Origin of the sequence: Alkalihalobacillus sp. BA299 (genome assembly GCF_017745675.1) — a bacterium.
Taxonomy (GTDB): Bacteria; Bacillota; Bacilli; order Bacillales; family Bacillaceae_F; genus Alkalihalobacterium.
The window spans coordinates 47,436-71,333 of record NZ_JAFLJM010000001.1 but is presented as its reverse complement, the minus strand read 5'-3'; the positions used below and the strand labels follow the sequence as shown (position 1 = coordinate 71,333).

Genomic DNA, 23,898 nt, shown 5'->3' with positions numbered 1-23,898 from the left:
GACCGAACATTACTTATTCACCATTGTATTAGTAATTTGATCAAGCAATGTGCCTGCTGACAATGGTCCACCGTATAACCACGTATCTTCTCCTAAGTCATACAAACGGTCTTCTTTAACAAAAGTTAAGTTCTCCCATACTTTATTGCCTTTTAATTGGTTTTCATAAATATTATCAGTATCAGGTACTGTAAATAAATAGTTTGCATCCTCGTATTTTACTAAACCTTCAACGTTAAATGTACTTGAACCAAAGATTTCATGTTGATCTGGAATATGGACATTATTTAATCCCATTTTCTCGATAATGATCGATGCCATTGAATTAGGAGTAAACACACGAATCTCTGGTGCTTGTGCTCCTGAATAAGCAAGAGTTAAAATAACATCTTTTGTTGCTAGATCTGCAGAGTCAATTTTCGCCTTTGCCTCTTCATACTTTTGATCTAGATCCGCTAAAACTTGGTCTGCTTCTGCTTCTTTATCAACCGCTTTAGCAATCTCTTTAAAAGTAGTTTCCATTTCCTCATAAAGATTAATGCTTTCGTCCTCTGGATATGGATTAAAAATAACAGTCGGTGCAATCGCTTCTAACTCTGAAAGCATCGCATCATGGCGGAAGCTTACTCCAATAATTAAATCGGGCTCAAGTGATGCTAATACTTCTAAGTTCGGTTCTTGACGCCCACCTACATCAACAACTGTATCATCAAATTGTGGTTCAATATTGACATAGTCACCGTACATTTCCATATCTGCAACACCTGCTGGCTGAACGCCAACAGCTAGTAAATCCTCAGCATATGTCCATTCTAGTGCCACTACTTTTTTAGCAGGTGCATCTAAAGTAACTTCCCCATTCACACCTTCAATAGTGATTTCAGTTGTTTCTGTAGCCACTTCTGTTTCTGTTGTTTCAGTTGTTTCATTACCTTCTTCTTCATTTGCAGATGTTTCTTCATTGTTAGAAGAACACGCAGCTAATGCTAGTACTAATGCTACAAGAGCAAGTACAATCATCATTTTCTGTTTCATTCCCTAGTCCCTCCTGTAGTTATGTATCCATTCTAGTAGATTATTATCGTCTTTGATAATCATTATCATCATCAACAAAGTTTAGTATATAAACGAAATGTTATAATGTAAAGACTTTTTTTCAAAAAATAATAATAAAAATCATTCTCACTAAGCTTCAATTTTATGATACTATAATACTAATGAAAAAATTCAATTAGAGTTTATGTCTAATTAGCTGGAGGTATTTTGAATGAAGGTATCAATTAAGGCAAACAATTTGTCTATTGGCTATCACGATCGAACATTATTCGAAAACTTAAACTTGACGATACCACATGGGCAAATTTCTGTTTTTGTAGGTAGTAATGGTTGTGGTAAATCTACTCTCCTTCGTTCGATTGCACGTTTATTAAAACCAACTGATGGTTCAATATTATTAGATGGAAAAGACGTACACCGGATGTCTTCACGTGAAGTAGCTAAAAAAATGGGAATTTTACCACAATCACCGATTTCACCAGAAGGATTGACTGTACATGAGTTAGTCAAACAAGGACGGTACCCTCATCAGTCATGGTTAAAACGTTGGTCGGAAGAAGATGCAGAGAAAGTAGAAGAAGCTATGGAGGCAACTGGTGTTGCAGATCTACGTGACCGTCCCGTTGATGAACTTTCAGGCGGACAAAGACAGCGCGCATGGATTGCGATGACACTTGCACAAGATACAGAAGTTATTTTATTAGATGAACCAACTACTTATTTAGATATGACACATCAGATTGAAATATTAGATCTACTATTTGAGTTAAACGAAAACCATAATCGAACGATCATTATGGTTTTGCACGATATTAATTTAGCTTCACGTTATGCTCATAATATTATTGCGATTAAAGATGGTGCCGTTTACGACCAAGGAAGTCCGGAACATATTATCAATTGTGATTTAGTTCGTAATGTATTTGGAATGGAATGTCAAGTCGCAACGGATCCTATATTCGGTACCCCTCACTGCATTCCTTTTGGACGTGGTCGTTGTGTCTTACCGACTATTAAAGAAACAGCCAAAAATGCTTAATCTAGAGGAGCTCCACCGTTTCTAGGTTCACATCGTCAATCATCCAGATTCATGGATGACCGTCGCCCGAAAGCATGGAAGAACGTTTTAAAAGAGGTAACCAAAGCGATTGAACATACCAATAGTGCACCAAATGAAGCTGTAGCGACCTCGATATTTATGCGTCGGTACGGCTTTTTTATTGTCGCATCTGGGGTTATGTACTATGGATGTATGGACAAACAAACACCGAACAAGCTGTTCGTCGTGAGACAACAATAAAAGAGAGTGGTACCACGATACGCTTTTAGAAAGTGAACAGCCTAACGAAGGCACTAAATATTTAGAGTTCCAAGATGTAAGTTTACAAGTTTTGAATAACAAGCAATATCGTGCATTCGTCAATATCATCGGAAAAGATCAGCAAGTGATCGAAGGGTTTGCAAAAGGAAACGGACCAACGCCTATATTGATGCGATAAATCGTATTATTAGTGTAGGTGAAACGAACGAAAATGTGATTAATGGGATAGAAGTCAAAACGACATAAACCCGATCTAAGGAAAAATAAAGCACTGCTTCTACTTTGTTTCATAATCTTCCGTAAAAAATAAATTGAGGCTGACTCCAGTTGTCTGTATACTATTTTTAACTCTTAGTATACAAGATAGCAACTTTTAAGAAAGCAGCGATCAATAATATTCGATCAGCCGCTAACCTTTTACTGGAGTTAGCCTCTACTGTTTAAATCGTTATTCGCTTTTCAATTCACCATATATTTCGTTATCAATTTTTTTGGCCAAATCTGGATCATACGTTTTTGTATAGGCAGGGACAGTTGTCACTTTTCCACCATAAAACATATTTTCTTCAATACTTTCAATTGTTATGGTGACGACTCTAAATTTCATCGTGCCTGATTTTATATCTGACACCTCGGCTTTTCCAACGATTTCATGCGAACTTTCAGGTCCGATTACATTCAATACAACTAATGGGTTATTTAACATATTGTCTACACTTGATCCCTTATGTCCAAGAGCTAATTTAATTGTTTTGCCATCCTCTTTTGCAATTAACCATGAGACGGTTGAAGCTGCAGGACGCCCTGTGTCTTTATCGGTCGTGATTAATGTAACGAGTCTTTCTCCTTGTAAAAAATCAATTAATTGTTGAGTTAGTTGTTCCACCATACATCATGCCTTTCCGATTACTAATTTAGTTATAAAACCTTAACTTTATCTTACAAGTATATACTAAATTGGCAGGACAAACCACTATCAATAATTAAAGATCTACATCAATATTTGTAGAGGTTAAGGATATAAGACTCTTCCTTTAGGTGTTTTAATTTGTTTTCTGCTCAAGATTTCTTTCCGTAGCTATGCCTGATTTCCTTGTTTTCCATCTCCAGAAACATCAACTTTCATATATTCGTAGACCGCTTTCGTTAACACCTTTGCGGCGATAAGCATTGATTTTTCATCTATATTAAATTTCGGGTGATGATGCGGATAAACGATTCCCTCTTCTTCATTACCAGCTCCAGTAAAGAAGAACGTGCCAGGTACGTGCTGTAAGTAGTAAGCAAAATCTTCACCGCCCATCATCGGAGACATTTCTTTTACCTTGTCATCTCCTACGACTTCTTTCGCTGATTCTGCTAAATGTAATGTCTCTTCTTCATGATTAACAACAGCTGGATACCCTTTACGATAATCGAAAGTATACGTAGCCCCAGCCATCTCACATACACCTTTTAAATAACGTTCTAATTTTTCAATAATATCATCCTGGACAGCTGGATCGAATGTACGAACGGTTCCGTTTAATTTTACTTTATCAGCAATGACGTTAAAGGCATTTCCAGCATGGAATGAACCAACACTAATGACTGCTGATTTTAAAGGATCTACATGACGACTCACAATTTGCTGGAGACTTGAAACAAATGTTGAAGCTATAGCAATTGGGTCAATTGTTTCATGCGGTGCTGCACCATGTCCACCTTTACCAATAATCTCGATATCAAACGCATCAGCAGCTGCCATCACAGGACCTGAGCAATAGGAAACTTCACCGACAGGTATCGTTGACCAAATATGCGTTCCGAAAATTGCATCCACTCCATCGAGACATCCGTCTTCTATCATAGGTTTTGCTCCACCAGGTGATAATTCTTCCGCAAATTGGTGTATCAGCACAATATTTCCATGGAGATCCTCACGATTTTCCATAAATACCTTCGCGATCCCAAGTAAAGTTGCTGTGTGCGCATCATGGCCGCATGCATGCATGACACCTGGTACGTTAGACTTATACGGCACATCATTTTCCTCCTGAATCGGTAAAGCATCAAAATCGGCTCGGATTGCAACTGTCTTTCCTGGTTTCGTCCCACGAATGATACCAACAACACCTCGTCCTCCAACGCCTCGTTTTACTTCAACTCCTAATTTTTCTAAATACTCAGCGATCGTAATAGGTGTTTTTACTTCTTCAAACGATAACTCTGGATTCTGATGTAAATACCTTCTCATCTCTACCATTTCAGGATATATTTCTTCTAATCGATTTAATAGATTTATAACCAATGTCATCCCTCATTCTATATTAATATATTTTCTGATCGGATATTCTTATAATAATATATATATTTCTAAGTATCTTCAATCTAAATTATAAATGATTTTATGACGAAATGTAACTTTTTTTCGAAAATTCATTCCTCTTTGTTGCTATCCTTCCAATTATAACAGTATAATTTTAATGATTTTCTTTTTGGTACATCAATTTATTATTTTTTAGAGGTAGTTGGATCGACTAAATTAGTTTTAGAAAATCTTAAGTTTACAAATAAATAAAAGAATAACCACCGCTCAAGAACATTTCTCAAGTGATGGTTATCATTAGACTAAAGCAAATTGATAAAATAAAGTAAAACTGATAATGATTAAAATTCAAATGGAGGCTCGACACCTTCTTCAGCCATAATACGGAGGAACCCATCCATCAATTCTTGACCATCATAACCTTTTCTATTAGCTTCTTCGATCCATTGCTTCCAGACACCTTCAGCTGGTGCCATAAAACCTTGAGCAGCTTCATCAGTAGGTACAATTACTTCCCCTTTTCCTTCGATCTCATTTGCAAGCTGTTCTACCGCTTGATCCATTGTGTTTATAAAACTGCCCTGCCATAATTCCATTAGTTTTGGACTAAGTTCCTCATCTAAGGTTTTCTGTAATTCTGGAGATAAGCTTTTGTACTTTTCCAAGTTCATCATAGAAACTGCTGAAACCCCAGATTTAGGTAGGTTCGTAAAATAGGGTGCTGGTTCATAAATTTTTGTTGAGTAAGCACCTGCAGTAGCATATAAACTTACATCTAGTGTACCTCTGTCAAGACCTGTATATAGATCTTCAATAGCAACAGATACCGGAATTCCACCCCATCCTGTAATAATTGGCTCCCAGTTTGCGCCTTGTAGGAGGATCTTTTTACCTTTTAAGTCTTCTACAGAATTAATCGGAGTTGAGCTAAAAATGGTCAACGGGTCACTAGAGTATATACCTAATAATTTTACTCCCAGTTCCTCAAAATCTTCTCTTACATATTCATCAACAAAACGCTCTGCCACCTTCACCTTTTTTTGATAATGTTCTTCTGCATTCACAAAGGCAAAAGGCAAGTCTAGGACTGTCATTTTAAATAATGGAGTATCAGGATAGTACTGAGCTACAGTATATCCAATATCATAAACTCCGCCACTAACATCTTGAAGTGATTGTTGTGATCCACCTAACACCGATCCACCCCGAACATCAACGGTAATTAAGCCACCTGTCTTCTCTGCAACATATTCTGCCCAAGGTTCAAATGCATTTATTTGTGTATGGTGTGTCTCAGGTGTCCATGAACCAAATTTGAAATCTACTGGTTCCTCTTCTGTTCCATGATTTTTATTTTCATCTTGACTCTGATTTACATTTTGATTTTCGTTGCTAGTCGTCTGATTTCCACTGCATGCTACTAAAACTAAGGACATGATGATAAATGTAAAAATTGAAAAATATAATATAAACTTCCTTTTCATAGCGTTCCCCCTTAAAATATTATTATTTATATCGTTAAAGCAAATGATTTAGTTAACATCACCTCCTTGTTTTACCCCTTCCGACTTCAATCCACTAAAAAGGTTAATAGGTTGGTTTACATAATTTATAACGTCAGATAGTTTGGAAACATCTGCACTGATAAAAAAACTTTCACCTAGACCTTTTTCTATTAATGAATTGCTTAATTGGGTATTAAGCGCTATAGCCACCATCGACGTTGAGGATATTAATATATTAGTATCGGAAAAAAATTCATAAACATTTGAAGATATATAGGAGGAAATTCAGATTCTAGTAAATACTGTTTTCCTCCACTTTTTATTAGATATCTTAAAAGTTATTGCTTCATAATTCCATATTTTATGAAATCCATAAGTTCATCGATTAACCTATCATCAACTTCTCTTTTATCCCATAAAACCCATTTCAAACCAAGATAATTCGTAATCCCCATAAAACTATAAACAAGCATTTCAGCATTAAGGTTTCTAATTTCGTCATTTGCCATTGCTGCTTCAAGACGGGCAATATAAGATTTTGCAAATTTTTCAAATATTTCGCGGTGTAGTTTTCTGTTTACGAATTCAGCTTGAGGAAACAAACTGTACCAATATGGTCGTTCCTTTAAAAATTCGAATAATGCTTTAATTCCTTCTCGCTCTATATCAACCCTGTTGTCGATTCCAGATATACGTTTATTTATTAATCGTGTTAGTTCCCTCTGCATTTCCCAAAGAAGAGCTTCAAATATTTGATATTTGGATTCAAAGTAGGTATAAAAATTCCCAAGTGATACTCCTGCATTTTGAGTGATTTCTGAAATACTGCTTTGATGGTATCCGTTTTTACCAAATATATATTCTGCAGAGCGTAATAGCTTGTTTCTTGTTTGCATTCCTCTATTAGTTTTGGGCATTAAATGATCATATGACATTTATGGACACTCCTTAAAATTTGTAATTATAATATGAATCATATTTCAATTATAAATGAAATAAATGCCCATTTCTACACAACACATGAAAACCATTTAAGCGCTTTCAAACACTTCGAGCTTAGAACTAATACCCGAATTGTTTTTCAACTTATAAATTATTTAGGTATCTATCTTTCTAATTAATTTTACTAGAAGATTTTTAATTATGTTAAAGACTTTACTTATAACTTAGATATGGTTTCAAAAAACGCTGATAAATAATATTCCAGAATGGAGTTTAAGCTAACTCGCTAATAGAAACTAATAACTAAAACTAATACATAAAGTAACTATTACTTTACTCGAAGTGGCTATTGAGGAAGAATTGTTCGCCATACTTGGTGTCAAAGTATTGCTTCATATGATAAATACGGCCATCAATGACTTGGAACCAAAAAGTGTATCTCATGTTGTAAACTCTCCCGTCTGTCAACTCTCCCCGACTTTCCACTTCAGCACTCACCCATTGATCCTCAGCAATTATTCGATGAACTATGATTTTAAGTCCATTTGGCATACTATCGATTGAGCCAGCTAGGAGATCAAGCCAGCGATCAATTCCAAACTCTGTTCCAGTGTTCGATTCAGATCCAGTTGCACCAGCAGCGTGCGCTAACCAGGCAGTGGATCCTGGATGAATCAGCGATCGTGACTGTCCTAACCCCTCTTCACTCCAGCTTTGGAGCATAGCAAGCGCTACTTCCTTTGGAGCGCTACTTAGACTCCTATTAATTTCAATCTTCTTTTGAAATTCAGTCATATTTTAGGCCTCCTCTTTTGTTTTAATATTCAAAACTACTAAAATGTAACGAATGACACTTTTCTGTATATTCCTACTGGAGGAGTCACCAAATAGTTCATCACCTACCTCTTTTTCTTCCCATAAAACCCCATTTCGTGAGTATTAGTTACACCATCCTTAGCAATCACCTTACTAATCCCTAATTAAGAGTTCCTTACGATATTGAACGATAATACCTTATATCACCTTTTTTTATTTCTTCAATTTCCCCACGATCTAAAAGTAAATCTAAATGCCCTGCTGTCTCATAAACAACTAACATTAATTGCTCTTTAACAGTTCTTGGAGAAAATAAATCATTGATTATTTCAAATCCGCTTTTGTAGTTATCTTTTATCATTTCTTTGATATGAGATGCACGTTCATCGATACCGTATAAACGATCAGTTACAAGTTCTTTTAGATTCCTAACCGTAGATCCATGACCAGATAGTACAGTATCTATAGGAATATTCACGCATTTTTTTAAATTTTCCATATATTGAATTAATGGTTTCGTTCTTTCTAAATTCCGAACCATTGGTGGTTCAATAGCTGCATTGGAAGAAATATGATTAATAATGTGATCACCCGCAATTAATAGTTGATCTTTTTCTCGGTAGAAAGATATATGACTTTGCGCATGACCTTTTGTTTCTATAATTTTCCAATCTGATAATCCTGGAATTGTATCTCCTTCATTTAATTCCAAAGATAGTTCAACATGATGGCATGACAACGGCTGTAAATTATCAAAAAATTGTTTGCCAGCTCCACACAATTCGGCAGGTATTCCAAATTCACTTAAGAATTTTTGAAAAAATTCATGATGCCACTCCACAAACTGTTTATCTGGTAATAGCCAAGGTCTATTGTTCGGATGACCTAATACAGGGATTGGATGAACTTCTAAAATACGGTCTAACAATCCAACATGATCGACATGATGATGTGTTAATAATATCTGGTCTATATCATATATTGTTAATTGCATCTTATTTAAGGCTTCTTTTAACAATACCCAATTTTTTTGTAAATTTGCTCCTGTGTCAATCAAAGTTAGTTTCTCTCCAAAAATTAAATAGGTATTGATAGCCCCAACTGGAGAACCAGTATCCAGTTCGATAAGTTCAACTCCGTGTATTGTATTATTTAACATAGTAAACCTCCTTGGTTGTTAATACAAAAGAGAGGAATTTTCATTTTATAAAACATAAAAAGCGAACCTAATAAAGTTGTTTACTATCACATGGTTCATCAGAATAGTATGTATAAGTTTTTATAAGCATCTCCGACAGATTAGTATAGTCTGCCGGAGAAATAGTGTCATAGTTATACAATTATTTTTTATTACTAGAGTCCCATTCGCTTAGCAATAATCGACTTCATAATTTCATTTGTTCCTGCATAAATTGAAGTTGCCTGAACGTCCCTAAACCTTCTTGCAATCTCATACTCTTCCATATATCCATACCCCCCATGTAATTGCATACATTGGGTTGCTAACTTTTTCGTCATATCAGTTATCCACCATTTTGCCATCGAAACTTGGGTTACTACATCTTTTTTCTCCATATGGTTTACAATCAAGTCATCAACGAATGTTCTTGCAAGTTGAATTTCTGTTGCCATCTCAGCAATCTTAAATTGTGTGTTTTGAAGTTTACTGATAGGTTTCCCAAATGCTTTTCTTTGTGTTACATAATCAATCGTAATCTCAAGAATTTTTTCTGCAGTAGCAACACTTCCGACAGCAACTAGTAAGCGCTCCTGTTGGAGTTTCTCCATCAAATAGTAAAAACCTTTTCCTTCTTCACCTAATAAATTCTCAGCTGGAACACGTGCATCCTCAAAAATGATTTCCGATGTATCAGAAGAATGCTGACCTACTTTCTCTAGTTGCCTACCTTTTGAAAAGCCAGGGGTATCTTTCTCTACAACAATTAAGCTAATCCCCTTGTGAGCTGGTTCAGCCTTTGGATCCGTCCTACAAGCAACGACAAATAAATCGCCCGCTATTCCACTTGTAATAAACGTTTTTTCTCCATTTAATATATAGTAATCTCCATCCCTTACCGCTGTTGTTCTCATACTAGCAAGATCAGAACCTCCACCTGGTTCCGTCATAGCAATGCCTGTAATAATATCTCCTGTAATACAGCCAGGAAGCCATCGCTCTTTTTGTTCCTCATTTCCAAATGTATTAATATACGGAACTACAATGTCGTTATGGTTATTTATCCCTACTAATCCACACCCTACTCTTTCTAACTCCTCATTAATAATTACTGAAAAACCAAAATCGACATTTGCTCCTCCATATTTTTCATCAACCCATGGGCAAAGAAATCCTTGTTCACCCATCTTCTTCCAAAAAGAACGTGGTACTATTTTTTCTTTTTCCCATTGTTCAAAGTAAGGAACGGCTTCTTTTTCTAAAAATTTTCTCAAAGTACTTCTAAATAGTTTATGATCTTCACTTAAATAGTTTTGACTCATTGATCTGCTCCTTTTATTAATTTATTAATACCTGAGTTAAATTATTATGTTAATAATCTACTAATCTATTTTTTCAAAATCGTTACACAAGAATTACCTCCAGCACCTTCACTATGGCTGAGAGCAACTTTAGCTCCTTCTACTTGATTATTACCAGCTGCTCCTCTTAACTGCCTTGTTATTTCAGCAATTTGACCGAGAGAGGATGCGCCTACAGGTTCACCTCTTGATAGGATCCCACCGCTAACATTGATTGGAATTCTCCCGCCGATCGATGTCTCTCCTAATTGAGCTCTTGGTCCTCCTTCTCCAATAGGGCAAAAACCTAATCGTTCGGAATAAATAATCTCTGAACCAGCGTCCACATCTTGAATTTCAGCAACATCAATATCCTTCGGGCCTATCCCTGCCATCTTAAATGCTGATTGTGCTGCTCGTTCTGCTAGAGTAGGATATGATGTTTGTGCAGGTGCAGATACAGCAGGAACAAACATATCTCCTCGCCGTCTAGTTTCTAACACCGATGCTGCAATCGTGACATAATTTTGTGTGAATTTTTCAGCTGTTTTCTTATTGCAAATAACAGCAGCTGCTCCTCCATCATTAGGTGCACATAACATATATAGCGTTAATGGATCTGAAACCATCCGTGCATTCAAGATCTCTTCTACAGATAATTCCTTTCTGTACATTGCATATGGATTATGAACAGCATATTTATGACTTTTGTAAACAATGTGAGCAAGTTGTTCTTTGGTTGTTCCATATTCGACCATATGTCCATGAATACTAGTAGCAAAGTATAGAGGGTTTGCTCCTAACCCAGTTGACTCCTGCCACTGATCATATCCAGCTCCATGTAAAAATCCTCTTGGGCTTTTTTCAAAACCTACAGCAAGTACGATATCGTATTCCCCTGATTTTATTGCTTGGTAAGCAAGACGTACTGCAGAGGCACCACTGGCACAAGCATTTTCTACATTAACAATTGGGATCCCAGGTAAGCCAAGTCGTTCTAAAACATTGTGGCCAGAGGCTGAGACTTCATACACATTTGCACAAAAAGCGGCTTGCACATCTTTGATAGTCATATTCGCATCCTTTAATGCGCGTTTTGCAGCGACAGATCCTAAGTCTCGATAACTCTTATCATTAAATCTACCAAATTCATGCATGCCAACTCCTGCGATTACTACATCATCCATCTAATCCCTCCTCATATTTGTAGGTTGATATTTGAACGTTACAAATTCCTGGTCATCTTCCACAAAAGCTGTATCGATAACTACTTCGACTTCCATTCCAGGTACTAAGCTGTCAACTGTTTTTTCAGTTGTGATACCCAATATTCTAATTCCTTCAGGAAATTCAACAATTCCAACTGTATAGGGCACTGTCCCCTTATAACCTGGTGGAGGAGCAGTTATCCCTGTAAAACATTTTAAAATTCCTTTAGAACTGAGAATTTCGGTCTCCATTGTTTCTGTACAACATTCAGGGCAGTATTCTTGCTTTGGGAAAACCAATTCGCCACAAGTGGAACATTTCGAAATAATTAAACCATGGGGTTCTTTTGACCAACTAAAAAGGCCTTCTTTAACAGGAACCCTTTCTTTAAAATTCTCCAACATTCATTCCTCCTTAATAATTTTTACATTCTAAACTAATAAGCTAACAAATTATTAATTATTGATAACACCTTTAACCTAAAATGTGAATCACCTTTCAATTATAATCATAAGAATATTTAAAAAAGTTGTCAATAAATTCTGACTAATTTTATTTTTTAGAAAACTAGGAGGGGAGCTGTCATAGTTGGCAACTCTTCTCCATATTATCAAATTTAGAGTTGGTTCTACTCAGGTCAACTTTTTACATATTGTTTGGTAACCACAAAGCAATTTCAGGAAATAAAACTAATATGACTAACATCACTAAAATAGGAATTATAAATCGAGCTGCTCCTTTAAAAATATCCTCCAAGCGTAAATCAGAAACTGCACCTTTTAAAACAAAACAATTCATCCCGATCGGAGGTGTAATTAGAGATAATTCAATTATTACGACGATCCAAACCCCAAACCAAATTAAATCAAAACCTAATGCTGTAATTATCGGGGTAATTATTGGGATTGTTATAACGATCATTGCCAATGCATCCATTACAGCTCCAAGTATAAAATACATAAGTAAGATTAATAGCATGATGACCCACCAAGGAACATTAATTGATGTGATAAAAGATGCTAATAAATCTGGTAAACCTGTTAATGCTAGAAAGTAGTTTAGAACAAATGCTCCTATTACGATTGCAAAGATAAATCCAGTTGTTTTTAGTGTTCTTTCTAATGCTACAATCAATGTTTTAAAAGTTAATTTTCTTTTTACAAGGGCAAGAATTAATGCTACTGCAGCACCTATACCAGCGGCTTCAGTTGGGCTGAACCATCCTGCATACATACCACCAATTACAACGGCAAACAATATCATAATCCAAATAGTGGATTTTAGAGAAGTGAACTTTTCTTTCCAACTATATTTAACTGAAGTATCGGGAGCTAATTGAGGGTGGATTCTAACTGTAATATAAATAGTTAAAATAAAAAGAAGCGACAGAATGATCCCAGGAATAATACCAGCAATCAATAACTTACCTATGGATTGTTCAGTTAAAATTCCGTAAATAATAAATGCCCCGCTGGGCGGTATCAATATACCTAAAGTCCCTCCAGCTGCTATAGTACCACTGCTAAATTTGTCGTTATACCCAGAATCTCTCATCTCTTTGTGCGCGATTACTCCCATTGTTCCAGTGGCAGCAACACTTGAACCAGAAGCTGCAGCAAATAATGCTGATGCTCCAATTGTAGATGTTGCTAACCCCCCTCTAAGGTTTGCAAGCCATTTTCGAAACGTAGTAAACAATTCACTACTAATTCCTGAAATAAATAACAGTTCCCCCATTAAAATGAACATAGGAATAGTACTAAAAGTATAACTAAAACTATGTGTCCATATTATAGATTTTAAAGCTGCCTCAAGAGGAGCCCATCCACGAAGTAAAAGAACGCCTATAATTCCTGGAATCATGAGAGCAATCGCAATTGGAACTCTAAAAAACATCAGTACAAACATTAATAAAATTCCTAAAAGCCCCAATACTTCAACCGACATTTATATCACTCCCTTCATCCTGATCCTGATATTCTTTTCCATTTATCAACTCCACACTTCTATAAATTATTTTTAACATTGCTTCTAAGCCCCACATGTAAAAACCGATACTTAGTAAAAACTGAAATGGATAGTGAGGAATGGATAGAATTGATGTAGTTACTTTAAATGAAGAGAGACCTTGCAGACCAGCTTTAAAGAGTATTGTACCGACTAAAAAACAGATGAAAGCAACGAGAATATAAACGATAATATCAATAGTTGCCTGAGTTTTTTGTTTAAAGCGGTCCACTAATAAACCTACTTTGATATGTGCATCGATTCGTTCGGAATAACCGAACCCTAAACCAACTAAAACAATCATCATTAATTGGACTAGTTCATAATCTCCTACAATTGGTAAGTTAAATATACCCCTGGAAATTACAGTGAAAGAAATTAACAGCATCATGCTGAAAATGGTTATGATTGCTCCCCATTTAGTAATAGTTGTTATTCTTTTAATAGTTTTAGCTAAATAATGCATTCAGCTCACCTCTTTCAGTTAATGGCTTTTTTGAAGCTTAATAAATCACAGTTTGCGATCGATAAATGTTATTAAATTAATACAAAAGTTCTAATGTTGTATTTTCCAGAGAGAAGTCCTTAATATTGATAACAGGTAAAACTGTTCAAATTCACTATATAATGGACTTCTCTCGTGAACAAGATTTCTGAAAAACATTAAGGGCAAACTTCTACACCTATCAATAATTTACTTTCTAAAATAACTAGATTACCTTAAAATTCAAACGGTGGTTCAACACCTTCTTCTTCCATAATTTGTAGGAAGCCTTGCATGATTTCTTGGCCATCATATCCCTTTTTATTCGCTTCTTCAATCCACTGATCCCAGACATCCTTTGCAGGCTCAAGGAATCTTGCTAACTCTTCTTCAGAAGGTTCAATGATCTCGCCTTTTCCTTCAATTTCTTCTTTAATTTTTTCAAAACTTTCCTCCCTTCCTTTAACATAAGCATTATTAATTAATTCCTCTATATTTGGATTGAAGCTTTCGCTAAATTGTTCTTGCAGTTCTGGAGACATGCTATTCCACTGATTAGCATTCATAACAACAAATTGAGTAGCTGTTGAGGTTGGTAAATTTGTAATGTATGGCGCAGGTTCATAAAGCTTTTGAGAATACATCCCCCCCAACGCATAAACACCTACATCCAATGTGCCTCTTTCAAGAGAAGTATAAAGATCCTCGATTGAAAGGGAGACTGGTCTTGCACCCCATCCATTAATAATCGGCTGCCACTGTGGTCCCTGAAGAAATGTAAGTTTTCCTTTTAAGTCATCTACCGTCCGAATTGGTTCCGAACTCAGAAGTACTGCAGGGTCACTTAAATAAACCCCCATTATTTTAACACCTAAATTTTCTAGATCTGCTTTGACATACTTATCAACAAATTTTTGGGCAATTTTCGCCTTTACTAAATGATCATCGGTATTAGCAAATGCAAAGGGTAAATCAAGGACGGATGTTTTATAGAGAGGTGTTTCTGGGAAAAATTGTCCGACAACAAAACCAATGTCATATACACCTCCGCTTACGTCTTGTAGGACAGAAGTTGAAGACCCTAACACCGCCCCAGCATGTATGTCGACTTTTACTAAGCCATCAGTTTCTTCCTCAACTGTTTTTGTCCAAGGTTCAGCTGCAAGTGCGTTAATTGGATGTGTAGCAGGAACCGCCATTCCAAATTTTAAATCAACTGGTTTTTGTGTAACTTCTCCCTTATTGCTACTTTCATTACTGATGTTCGTTTCTTCATTACCACTACAGGCTGATAAAAACAAAAATAATGATAGGATAAATAAGGTTAAACTATATGAGCTTAATTTACATTTTTTGTTCATTTGATTTTCCTCCTTAGTAGTTGATTTTAAGTGTTTATTTTCTTTATTAAAATAATTAATAACTATATTTGCTTCATTTCAGGCGAATGCTAGTGCCAATTCATTACCAAAACCTTTGGATCCTCCAGTTATTAGTACATTTTTATTTTTCATAGCAGCTTACCCTTTTTATAGAAAAGTAGATTCAATTAAATAAAGCGCTTTCAATAGATATAAGAAATTTACCCTTACTAACCCCTCATAATATAATACTTGAATCATGTTTCAACTTTTATTTTAGAGGGAGAATTTGTAAAAGTCAATTTATTTACAGACAATTAAGAAATATTTGTTTATATTGATTTATATTGTAATAACTGGTCTTAAATTAAATTGTTAGGCTCTTAAATTCCTAATTACTTATAACGCGCAGCATCCAAGTAGTTTAAGAGACTATTGCTTATGTACCTTCTTAATCATAGATAATGAAGGTGTTTTAACGAACCGTCCAAGCACTGTCCACTGTTAAAACTTCTCCATTAATAAATTTTGAGTCATCAGAAGCAAGGAATAACGCTGATGTAGCGATATCTTCTGGAACCCCTCTATTAAATGGTCCAAGGTCACTGAACGCTTCCATACCTAATTTATCTAACTGTGAAGTATCATTTGGCGTCATACTTGTTAAGATAGAGCCAGGTGCGATGGCATTCGCACGGATTTTTCCGTTATTACGACCATAAAATGCAGCGATATTCTTAGTAAGACCAATAAGTGCATGTTTTGACATTGTATACGCTGTACCACCACGTGCCCCAAGAAATCCAGCAATTGAAGAAACATTAATAATTGTTCCACCTGTTTCTTGCTCTTTAAATACTTTAACAGCGGCGCGTGATGCATAGAACGGTCCGTTTACGTTAACAGCCATTACTCGTTGGAATAATTCATTTGAGTAATTTTCAATCGAAGTCATACCATCTGAAACACCTGCTACATTTGCTAAAATATCTACTCTACCAAATTCATCTAATGCTTTCTTGATCATTGCCTCAACATCTGCTTCATTTGAAACATCTACTTTTATTGCAGTAGCCGTATTATTCTCAGATAATATTTCTTCAAGCGTTTCATTCATTGAACTTTCATTAAATTCAGCTAATACAACTTTAGCCCCTTCATTTGCAAATAATATTGAAATAGCACGCCCCATCCCAGAACCAGCACCAGTAACTATTGCAACTTTACCTTCTAATTTACCCATAAGTAAATCCTCCAAAATGATATTTGTTAATGCACCTTAAACCTTTTAAGTTTCTGTTTGTCCCATCATCTTCGATAGTGGAATTCTTTGGTACAGAGCGCCATTTCCACTTTTAAAGCTATTTTTCCTATCCTTCCATACTTCATGAAAAGATGACTCATCATCAGGAGAGAAATCCTTATCTACAGAAATCAAAACAATTCGACTTACACCATTTTCCTGCTTAACTCCCCCTTTTACAATAAGAGTTGACTGTTGAGAGCCGATTAATCGACATGCTTTAACGAAATTACTTTTCTGTAATAAGGGCAATAATTGATTTAGATACCATTCATCAATTTCATCCTCGTTATTTTCGTATGGCTCAAGAAATAAAACCCATAGGTTTTGAACTGTTCGGTCAGATACGTTCATCCAAGTTTCAGTCAATGGCTGGTAAGTCCCACCCATTACACTTAAAACATACGTTAGCATTCGCTTTGTCCATTCTGGACGCATACCTGGACCTAGTGAAGACCGATTAATATGATAAGCCTCTGACTGCAGTACACTTTCATCATAAAGTTCATAATAGCTTAAATATCGGGGGATTTGAAAACGAGAACTCAAATGTCGTAAAGTAGTTTCTGTAACCTTCTCGTACCGATTACTACTATGAAAACCTGGTACTTGTAATAATGCAGGAACATGTTCAAGATTGTACCATTCATTCCATTCCGCATCTCTTTCTGGATCACACTCCAAAGCCCAAAGTAGCATAGATTGTCCTTTATCGAACACAGAAGTTCAACTCACTTTCAAAATAATGATTTAACACAATTCAGCACCAAAAAACGACTCATAATATTCGCTAATTTCTTGGTGCTTGAATATGCAGAAAATGTCCAGCTTCCTCAAAAATAATTGGTTTTACTGGATGATTTAGTAACTTTTCTACTTCCTTAACCACAGCAGGTGTAAAGGTAGGGTCATGTTTAACACCGACTACTGAAGCTCTCCTCAAAGCAGCCAAGTAAGTCGAAACAACACATAATAATATTTAATGTTTAATTTCATAGCCAGCTCGTTCACGGTCCCAGGTGTCTGAGGTAATACCTTCCTTACGAAGTTTAAATTTTTCTACTCTTTGAGATGTATTTCTCGGTAACTCTTTCACAAACCTTATATACCTTGGAACAGCAAAATGGGCCATCCTTGGTTGGCAAAACTCGAGTAGTTCCTCCGGTTTCAACTCTGCTCCATCTTTTGTCATAATGGCAACAAGTACTTCTTCATCCCCACTTTGTTCGGAAGGAACACCAACTGCAGCTGAATCATATACCTTTGGATGATCATTGATTACCCGCTCTACCTCATATGAAGAGATGTTTTCTCCTCTTCTGCGAATGGCATCTTTCTTACGGTCAAGGAAATAAATATAACCATCTTCATCCATCCATCCGCGGTCGCCAGTATGAAACCACAAATTCTGCCATGATTCTACCGTTTCTTTTGCCATTTTGTAGTAACCTGTGAACATAACCCCAGGTTCTTTTGGTCGTAAAACGATCTCGCCAGGTTCACCTGCTGAACAAGGCTTGTCATTATCATCGTGAATTTCGATTTCAAAGAAAGGAACTGCTCGCCCACAAGATCCTTTTCTGAATGAATCTGCTGGATTATTCGTTACAGTACCAGCTTCGGATAACCCGTAGATTTCTGTAATCTTAACATTAAACCGTTTTTGAAAATCATCATAAATTTCTGGAGGGGTAGGGCCGCCATAAGCCTTCCGAACTAAATGATTTGCATCATCTGGCCGCTCAGGCAGTTTCATGAGTAGCGTGAATAATGAACCCAAAGCATTAAATGCTGTAACCTTCTCTGCTCGACATATATCCCAGAATTTTGAAGTAGAAAACCGTTCATGTAACACGACGTCACAATCTACTAGTAGAGCTGGCAGGACTGTTGTAAAGCGTGCATTTCCATGAAACAATGGATATCCCGTAAATAAGCGTTCTTCTGGTCCGTAATTCATCACTTCACAACAATTCTCAGCAAGTTTAAAATTATGCCGATGTGGAAGAACAACACCTTTAGACGGTCCAGTTGTTCCAGAGGTAAAAAGAATAACAGCCGGGTCAGTGGGAAGTATCTCCACATCAATCAAAGAATCACTAGACTTGGTAAGCAACTCTTCAAAAGAATGAACGGAAACTGAATCTGTAGTAAATTCAGAAAAGGGCCCTACAACGATAATGTGGCGTAGATGTTCTAAATCTCCTAAAACATCTTTTACACGATCTACCAAATCTGAAGAAATTACTATCGCTTGACACTCAGCCTTATTAAGCATATATGTTAAAAGATCACCACGAAAAGAAGTATTAATCGGGACTTCAATTACACCCAGACGTGACAACCCTAGCCATGTATAGAGAAATTCTGGACTATTTGGCAACATAACAGCACAAGTATTTCCCTTCGACATTCCCAACGATTTTATAAAATGGGAGACCTTATTTCCGTTTTTATTGAATTCATCATAAGTGAGATCGAAATTCTCAAAACGTATAAACCGTTTATAGGGCGAATGATTTGCACGATATTCTACTAATTTACCGAATGTTTCCAACCCTTTATACATATATATTCCTCCTGGTTCTATCAAATCTTAAACACTCTCCAATTATTAATCTTTCGGTCTTGTTATGGTAAATGTAATTCTACTTTACACCCTCGTAAAACCTAGCAATGTATTACCATTTCGTTCATAAAACGTAGCTTTTACCTGCATATCTGCATATACCTCAACATCATCATTTTGTTGAATTAAGCGTCCTACAATCCTTGGACCTTCAGCTAATTTTACTGTAAGAACCGTATAAGGCAAGTCATCTTTAAAGGCTGGATGAAATGCTCGGTGATAGACTACCCAAGAATAAACACTTCCAACCCCTGAGGCGTTCACCCATTTCCACTTTTCACTTGCACAATATGGACAACTGTGCACAGGAGGAAACCATTGTTTTCCGCAATCATCACAAGCTTGGATTCGAAGTTCGTGATTTTCTACACCTTCCCACCAAAATTCAGTATCCTGATTTTTCTCTGGAGCAATATAATCATTCATTTTTTCTTGTTTTTGCATCTATCAATCCCTCCTCAATACTAATGCAGAACCATCCACTTGTCCGCTAGATGTAACGACACCAACATTTGCCTTTGGAACCTGTCGTTGTTCGCCGCGCCCCTGTATTTGTAGAACTGCTTCTGCCACTGTGTTCATTCCGTGTAGATATCCCTCGCAAAGCAGGCCTCCATTTGTATTTACCGGAAGCTGTCCGTGTAACCCTGTTTCTCCAGCTCTCACGAATTCTCCAGATTCGCCGTACCCTGTTAAACCAAGACCTTCCAACCCTATTAACACTACACTCGAAAAACAATCATAAATCTCAGCAAAATCTACATCCTTTGGACCCAATCCTGCGCTTTTCCATAATTGATCTGATAGCAATTTTGTATAATTAATGGCTAGGTTATCCCAGAGTAGATCATCACTCATGTCCAATCCTGGTCGCTCTCCACTTACATATGCAGCTCCTTCGATTACCGCTGGGGGCTGTTTCATTTGGCGAGCATTCGCTAAAGAAGTGACTAGCACAGCGCAAGCGCCGTCAACCTCTGTTGTACAATCAGCTTTTCTAAATGGATCAACAATCCAAGGGCTTTCTAAATAGTCATCCATCGTAAGTGGTTTACGAATAACGGCTCGCTCATTTAATTCAGCATATTTACGCTGCGCGATGGCTACCGCTGCTAAATCTTCATAGGTCGCACCCGTTTCAATCATAAAACGCCGTCCCCACATACCCATGTATGCAGGCTGACCTATATAGCCTATTGGGTCACGAAATTGGGCAGCTTCACCAGCCACTTGCATTCCACCAATGCGCTTCCCACTACGGCCGTTAAGAGCTCTAAACACTAACACATTTTCCGCCAAGCCTGCTTCAATCGCCATAGCTGCAAGCATAACCAAGTAAGAAGGTGCCTGACCCCCAGTATTCAAATTAAGAAGATAATTTAATTGAGGTAACCCTAGAGCGGTCGCCACCGCTTCGCTCGATACTGAGTCATTTAATACGCTATAACTCAATACTCCATCAATATCTTTTAAGTTTATTCCTGCATCCGCTACGGCCCTTTTACATGCCTCCGATGCTAGATTTAGAACTGTTCTTCCGGAATTTTTCGAAAGTTCTGTATATCCTACACCTGCAATAGCTGTTCTGCCCAAAAAATTTGGTCGATTTCTTGCCGTTATCATACTACACACCCCTAAATATCATAATACCAACTAGATCAACATAAATTATTTAATTATTCATATTGCATTAAAATGAAAAGTATAGCAACAGCATAAGAGGTCACTCATCCTGATAACTCAATACCATCAAACTTGTAATATATTAACCAACTTGAAGAGAATTAAATTCTTACAAGTTATGATTTGCTAGATGCATCTTCAATAATCTTCAAATCTTTTGCAGAAAGCCCTAAATAAGTAGCTGGATTTTCAAACAGAATTTTTCTACGGATATCCGCTGGGATTTTATTGAATGCTGCAGTCGGAGCATCAAATTCCCAGTGCGGGTAATCACTTGTAAAAATCATACGATCTGTTCCAACCATTTCAATTAATTGTAAGATATTATTTGGATCCTCCACTGACTCGATAAAAGGTTGTGTTCCGAACCAAAAATGCTCTTTAACATATTCACTTGGATAACGCTTAACCCATGGTGTTTCAAGTCGCAAAGCTTTCCAATGAGTATCCATTGTATACATCATATTAGGTACCCATCCAAATCCACCTTCAACAAAAGCCACCTTGAGACCTGGAAACTTATCAAAAACACCACCAAATACCATACTTGCCATTTGAGCCTGGAACGTTAAGCAATTAAGAGTTTGATACTCACCATAGTATTTTTGAGCGCCTGTTGCATGATACTTATTTTGACCGCCTGGTAGTGAAACATGGAAGGTACAAACTAAGTTGTTACGAATTGCAGCTTCCCAGATAGGATCATAAAATTTGTCACCATACCCTCTGTGCGGGGAGTGGATAGCAAGACCTACTTGAACCATTTGAGGGTGCCCTCCAACACGATCGATTTCACGTGCTGCAGCCTCTGGATCTGCGGCAGCAATGGAAACCGTACCTTTGAAACGAGGATCTTTTGACAACCACTTGTCAATTAACCAGTCATTTAAAGCAGATGCGATAGCTCCTGCCCAATGATCTTGAGGTAAACTATTAAGACAGAAAGTGCCGTTCGGGTATAATACAGCCATATTAATCCGATGTTCTTCGAGCAATTGTTTTTTCAAAAATTCAACAGACGATCCAGGATACTCACCATTTGGGCCCCATGAATCTTTTCTAACACCACCATTTGCAACTATTGCATAACTGATACTCATAAGTTGTTTAAATTGAGATGCAGATTGTGCGAAATTTTTCCAATGTTTATCCATGTATCCAACCAATTCATCAAATGAAGTTTCTTGAACGTGAACATCACAATCTATCACTTTTAATGATTTACGATTATCAGTTAATTTTTCTTCTGCCATTGCCATAGTAAAACCTCCTAATTTGTATCAATTTATAAATTTGATTAGCCAAAAATTAAAAAAGAATTACTTTTACTTTAGTCGTAATTTCTTCTAAGTAATTTTTTTGGATTAGTTAAAAGTCAATAAACACATCTTCCTCTGAAACTTCAACTTTATAAGTTTTCAACTTGTACTCAGAATCAAATAGCGATTCACCTGTTGTTACATCAAATTCATAATGATGCCATGGACAAGTGAGTATTTGTTTATCCTTCCCATAGCAATAATGACCTACTTCAGCTGTTGTTAAATTGGTTCCTTTTAGATGTCCTTCACCCATCAATGCTGCTTGGTGTGGACAAATACCACTTACCGCATGGAAATCATCTCCATTTCTGACCAAAACAATTTGTCGACTCTTAAGTTTAAACGCTTTCATTTCTCCCGACTGGAGGTCATCTACCTTACAAAGCAATTGCTTCATTCTTGAATTACACCCCTTTATTAGAATAATTTTTTAAATATAGACTACTAAACAATTTCACCAAATTTACAGGTGCTATTGTTATTAGCATAAATAAAATCTTCTAAAAAAATTTTTTTGATGATGGCCGAATTCTACTTAAATTCAGGTGGCCTCCCCCAACCATTTACCTCGATTGTGCTTCCAACGATAGCCCTGCTGCCAGGGTCACACAAATACCCGACAACATCAGCAACATCTTTTGGTTCCATCCAGCCCGTTGTGTCAGCTTCGCTTCCTTTTGCTAAATCTGTAAGAACATTGCCTGGACATAGTGCGATAACACGAATACGGTATGGGTGACATTCATCAGCTAAACATTTACTCATTCCAACTAATGCATGTTTAGATGCTGCATATGCGGACCGACCACTCGCCCCACGTAATCCCCAAATTGAGGCGATATTAACAATCAATCCATTATGCTGTTCCATCATATTTGGGAGTACCTTTTGACTAAATATAAACGCACCTCGGATATTGACGGAAAATGTTTGATCCCATTCAGAAATGCTGTAGTCTACCAAAGATTTTAGTTGGCCAATACCAGCATTGTTTACCAGCACATCGATAGTACCTAGTTTGATAGAAATGGACTCATATGCCCGATTTACATCTTCCTCATTAGAAATATCCACTATTTCTGCAGCAGATGGAACGCCTAAGGCTTGAATTTCTTTACAGGTTTTATGAACCTCTGGGGAGATATCACATAATCCTACAGAAATTCCTCTTTCGGCAAGCGTAAGTGCGATTTCTCGTCCAATTCCTCTAGCTGCACCAGTTACTAATGCTACTTTGTATGAGTTTTGATCCTTGACCGACATCATTAACCTCCTTCAATCTTTGAATAATTTTATAGGTTGGAAGAGTAACCCAATTAATAACGAGAGTATGAAGATCTTAGGGAGATACAGTTTTCATTTAAGACTTATTTTATGATACCTCTTAAAATTTATAATTTTGTGTAACCTGATTCATGTTTCATTTACTATTTTA

24 protein-coding genes are annotated in these 23,898 nt (G+C 36.6%); 2 read left to right on the top strand and 22 right to left on the bottom strand.

Features of this window, described 5'->3' with window-relative positions; translation table 11 throughout:
- Positions 1–9: 9 nt before the first annotated feature.
- Positions 10–1,035 carry an ABC transporter substrate-binding protein gene (locus tag J0N78_RS00335; RefSeq protein ID WP_209121023.1) on the bottom strand — a complete coding sequence of 342 codons (1,026 nt, stop codon included), beginning with the start codon at positions 1,033–1,035 and terminating at the stop codon, positions 10–12.
- A gap of 232 nt (positions 1,036–1,267) precedes the next feature.
- On the opposite strand from J0N78_RS00335, the gene J0N78_RS00330 reads away from it, so the two are divergent.
- Together J0N78_RS00330 and J0N78_RS00325 are read left to right on the top strand one after the other, a co-directional pair.
- Positions 1,268–2,095: an ABC transporter ATP-binding protein gene (locus tag J0N78_RS00330; RefSeq protein ID WP_209121022.1), complete on the top strand. Its 828-nt coding sequence runs from the start codon at positions 1,268–1,270 to the stop codon at positions 2,093–2,095.
- 51 nt (positions 2,096–2,146) lie between these two features.
- On the top strand, positions 2,147–2,356 hold the full coding sequence (locus J0N78_RS00325) for a hypothetical protein (protein WP_209121021.1): 210 nt from the start codon (positions 2,147–2,149) through the stop codon (positions 2,354–2,356).
- 469 nt (positions 2,357–2,825) lie between these two features.
- Here the strand turns inward: J0N78_RS00325 and J0N78_RS00320 are convergent, their stop codons facing one another.
- From J0N78_RS00320 to J0N78_RS00220, 21 genes are all read right to left on the bottom strand, one after another.
- Positions 2,826–3,266, bottom strand: a complete 441-nt coding sequence (locus J0N78_RS00320) for a pyridoxamine 5'-phosphate oxidase family protein (RefSeq protein ID WP_209121020.1) — start codon at positions 3,264–3,266, stop codon at positions 2,826–2,828.
- Between the two features lie 189 nt (positions 3,267–3,455).
- Positions 3,456–4,667 (bottom strand): M20 family metallopeptidase, encoded by a 1,212-nt coding sequence (locus J0N78_RS00315; protein ID WP_374193836.1) that lies wholly within the window; start codon positions 4,665–4,667, stop codon positions 3,456–3,458.
- Positions 4,668–5,026: 359 nt separating this feature from the next.
- Positions 5,027–6,169, bottom strand: a complete 1,143-nt coding sequence (locus tag J0N78_RS00310; protein WP_209121018.1) for a TRAP transporter substrate-binding protein — start codon at positions 6,167–6,169, stop codon at positions 5,027–5,029.
- 359 nt (positions 6,170–6,528) lie between these two features.
- Positions 6,529–7,125 carry a TetR/AcrR family transcriptional regulator gene (locus J0N78_RS00305; RefSeq protein ID WP_209121017.1) on the bottom strand — a complete coding sequence of 199 codons (597 nt, stop codon included), beginning with the start codon at positions 7,123–7,125 and terminating at the stop codon, positions 6,529–6,531.
- 340 nt (positions 7,126–7,465) lie between these two features.
- Positions 7,466–7,927, bottom strand: a complete 462-nt coding sequence (locus tag J0N78_RS00300) for a nuclear transport factor 2 family protein (protein ID WP_209121016.1) — start codon at positions 7,925–7,927, stop codon at positions 7,466–7,468.
- 196 nt (positions 7,928–8,123) lie between these two features.
- Positions 8,124–9,107 carry an MBL fold metallo-hydrolase gene (locus J0N78_RS00295; protein ID WP_209121015.1) on the bottom strand — a complete coding sequence of 328 codons (984 nt, stop codon included), beginning with the start codon at positions 9,105–9,107 and terminating at the stop codon, positions 8,124–8,126.
- A 194-nt stretch (positions 9,108–9,301) separates the two neighbouring features.
- A complete protein-coding gene (locus J0N78_RS00290) occupies positions 9,302–10,447 on the bottom strand; it encodes an acyl-CoA dehydrogenase family protein (RefSeq protein ID WP_209121014.1) in 1,146 nt (381 codons plus the stop codon).
- Positions 10,448–10,512: 65 nt separating this feature from the next.
- Positions 10,513–11,652, bottom strand: a complete 1,140-nt coding sequence (locus J0N78_RS00285) for a thiolase family protein (protein ID WP_209121013.1) — start codon at positions 11,650–11,652, stop codon at positions 10,513–10,515.
- Positions 11,653–12,075, bottom strand: a complete 423-nt coding sequence (locus J0N78_RS00280) for a Zn-ribbon domain-containing OB-fold protein (RefSeq protein ID WP_209121012.1) — start codon at positions 12,073–12,075, stop codon at positions 11,653–11,655.
- A gap of 244 nt (positions 12,076–12,319) precedes the next feature.
- Positions 12,320–13,621: a TRAP transporter large permease gene (locus J0N78_RS00275; RefSeq protein WP_209121011.1), complete on the bottom strand. Its 1,302-nt coding sequence runs from the start codon at positions 13,619–13,621 to the stop codon at positions 12,320–12,322.
- Positions 13,611–14,147 carry a TRAP transporter small permease subunit gene (locus tag J0N78_RS00270; protein WP_209121010.1) on the bottom strand — a complete coding sequence of 179 codons (537 nt, stop codon included), beginning with the start codon at positions 14,145–14,147 and terminating at the stop codon, positions 13,611–13,613. Before J0N78_RS00270 ends, J0N78_RS00275 begins: the two co-directional genes overlap by 11 nt.
- A gap of 254 nt (positions 14,148–14,401) precedes the next feature.
- A complete protein-coding gene (locus J0N78_RS00265; protein WP_209121009.1) occupies positions 14,402–15,526 on the bottom strand; it encodes a TRAP transporter substrate-binding protein in 1,125 nt (374 codons plus the stop codon).
- A 475-nt stretch (positions 15,527–16,001) separates the two neighbouring features.
- On the bottom strand, positions 16,002–16,769 hold the full coding sequence (locus J0N78_RS00260) for an SDR family NAD(P)-dependent oxidoreductase (protein WP_209121008.1): 768 nt from the start codon (positions 16,767–16,769) through the stop codon (positions 16,002–16,004).
- Positions 16,770–16,814: 45 nt separating this feature from the next.
- Positions 16,815–17,528: a DUF4286 family protein gene (locus tag J0N78_RS00255; RefSeq protein ID WP_209121007.1), complete on the bottom strand. Its 714-nt coding sequence runs from the start codon at positions 17,526–17,528 to the stop codon at positions 16,815–16,817.
- 91 nt (positions 17,529–17,619) lie between these two features.
- A complete protein-coding gene (locus J0N78_RS00250) occupies positions 17,620–17,781 on the bottom strand; it encodes a hypothetical protein (protein ID WP_209121006.1) in 162 nt (53 codons plus the stop codon).
- A 27-nt stretch (positions 17,782–17,808) separates the two neighbouring features.
- Positions 17,809–19,398 carry an AMP-binding protein gene (locus tag J0N78_RS00245; RefSeq protein WP_209121005.1) on the bottom strand — a complete coding sequence of 530 codons (1,590 nt, stop codon included), beginning with the start codon at positions 19,396–19,398 and terminating at the stop codon, positions 17,809–17,811.
- Positions 19,399–19,482: 84 nt separating this feature from the next.
- Positions 19,483–19,902: a Zn-ribbon domain-containing OB-fold protein gene (locus J0N78_RS00240; RefSeq protein ID WP_209121004.1), complete on the bottom strand. Its 420-nt coding sequence runs from the start codon at positions 19,900–19,902 to the stop codon at positions 19,483–19,485.
- 3 nt (positions 19,903–19,905) lie between these two features.
- The gene (locus J0N78_RS00235; protein ID WP_209121003.1) at positions 19,906–21,081 is read right to left on the bottom strand and encodes a thiolase C-terminal domain-containing protein; all 1,176 of its coding nucleotides are present in this window, start codon (positions 21,079–21,081) and stop codon (positions 19,906–19,908) included.
- Between the two features lie 176 nt (positions 21,082–21,257).
- A complete protein-coding gene (locus J0N78_RS00230; RefSeq protein ID WP_209121002.1) occupies positions 21,258–22,400 on the bottom strand; it encodes an amidohydrolase family protein in 1,143 nt (380 codons plus the stop codon).
- A gap of 109 nt (positions 22,401–22,509) precedes the next feature.
- Positions 22,510–22,860 carry a Rieske (2Fe-2S) protein gene (locus J0N78_RS00225; RefSeq protein ID WP_209121001.1) on the bottom strand — a complete coding sequence of 117 codons (351 nt, stop codon included), beginning with the start codon at positions 22,858–22,860 and terminating at the stop codon, positions 22,510–22,512.
- A gap of 134 nt (positions 22,861–22,994) precedes the next feature.
- Positions 22,995–23,726 (bottom strand): SDR family NAD(P)-dependent oxidoreductase, encoded by a 732-nt coding sequence (locus J0N78_RS00220; protein ID WP_209121000.1) that lies wholly within the window; start codon positions 23,724–23,726, stop codon positions 22,995–22,997.
- Positions 23,727–23,898 lie beyond the last annotated feature (172 nt).

Bases quoted from the DNA above. Each gene is read 5' to 3' on its own strand.
- J0N78_RS00335 (WP_209121023.1), bottom strand. From the start codon at position 1,035: ATGAAACAGAAAATGATGATTGTACTTGCTCTTGTAGCATTAGTACTA.
- J0N78_RS00330 (WP_209121022.1), top strand. From the start codon at position 1,268: ATGAAGGTATCAATTAAGGCAAACAATTTGTCTATTGGCTATCACGAT.
- J0N78_RS00325 (WP_209121021.1), top strand. From the start codon at position 2,147: ATGGATGACCGTCGCCCGAAAGCATGGAAGAACGTTTTAAAAGAGGTA.
- J0N78_RS00320 (WP_209121020.1), bottom strand. From the start codon at position 3,266: ATGGTGGAACAACTAACTCAACAATTAATTGATTTTTTACAAGGAGAA.
- J0N78_RS00310 (WP_209121018.1), bottom strand. From the start codon at position 6,169: ATGAAAAGGAAGTTTATATTATATTTTTCAATTTTTACATTTATCATC.
- J0N78_RS00305 (WP_209121017.1), bottom strand. From the start codon at position 7,125: ATGTCATATGATCATTTAATGCCCAAAACTAATAGAGGAATGCAAACA.
- J0N78_RS00300 (WP_209121016.1), bottom strand. From the start codon at position 7,927: ATGACTGAATTTCAAAAGAAGATTGAAATTAATAGGAGTCTAAGTAGC.
- J0N78_RS00295 (WP_209121015.1), bottom strand. From the start codon at position 9,107: ATGTTAAATAATACAATACACGGAGTTGAACTTATCGAACTGGATACT.
- J0N78_RS00290 (WP_209121014.1), bottom strand. From the start codon at position 10,447: ATGAGTCAAAACTATTTAAGTGAAGATCATAAACTATTTAGAAGTACT.
- J0N78_RS00285 (WP_209121013.1), bottom strand. From the start codon at position 11,652: ATGGATGATGTAGTAATCGCAGGAGTTGGCATGCATGAATTTGGTAGA.
- J0N78_RS00275 (WP_209121011.1), bottom strand. From the start codon at position 13,621: ATGTCGGTTGAAGTATTGGGGCTTTTAGGAATTTTATTAATGTTTGTA.
- J0N78_RS00270 (WP_209121010.1), bottom strand. From the start codon at position 14,147: ATGCATTATTTAGCTAAAACTATTAAAAGAATAACAACTATTACTAAA.
- J0N78_RS00265 (WP_209121009.1), bottom strand. From the start codon at position 15,526: ATGAACAAAAAATGTAAATTAAGCTCATATAGTTTAACCTTATTTATC.
- J0N78_RS00260 (WP_209121008.1), bottom strand. From the start codon at position 16,769: ATGGGTAAATTAGAAGGTAAAGTTGCAATAGTTACTGGTGCTGGTTCT.
- J0N78_RS00255 (WP_209121007.1), bottom strand. From the start codon at position 17,528: ATGCTACTTTGGGCTTTGGAGTGTGATCCAGAAAGAGATGCGGAATGG.
- J0N78_RS00245 (WP_209121005.1), bottom strand. From the start codon at position 19,398: ATGTATAAAGGGTTGGAAACATTCGGTAAATTAGTAGAATATCGTGCA.
- J0N78_RS00240 (WP_209121004.1), bottom strand. From the start codon at position 19,902: ATGCAAAAACAAGAAAAAATGAATGATTATATTGCTCCAGAGAAAAAT.
- J0N78_RS00235 (WP_209121003.1), bottom strand. From the start codon at position 21,081: ATGATAACGGCAAGAAATCGACCAAATTTTTTGGGCAGAACAGCTATT.
- J0N78_RS00230 (WP_209121002.1), bottom strand. From the start codon at position 22,400: ATGGCAATGGCAGAAGAAAAATTAACTGATAATCGTAAATCATTAAAA.
- J0N78_RS00225 (WP_209121001.1), bottom strand. From the start codon at position 22,860: ATGAAGCAATTGCTTTGTAAGGTAGATGACCTCCAGTCGGGAGAAATG.
- J0N78_RS00220 (WP_209121000.1), bottom strand. From the start codon at position 23,726: ATGTCGGTCAAGGATCAAAACTCATACAAAGTAGCATTAGTAACTGGT.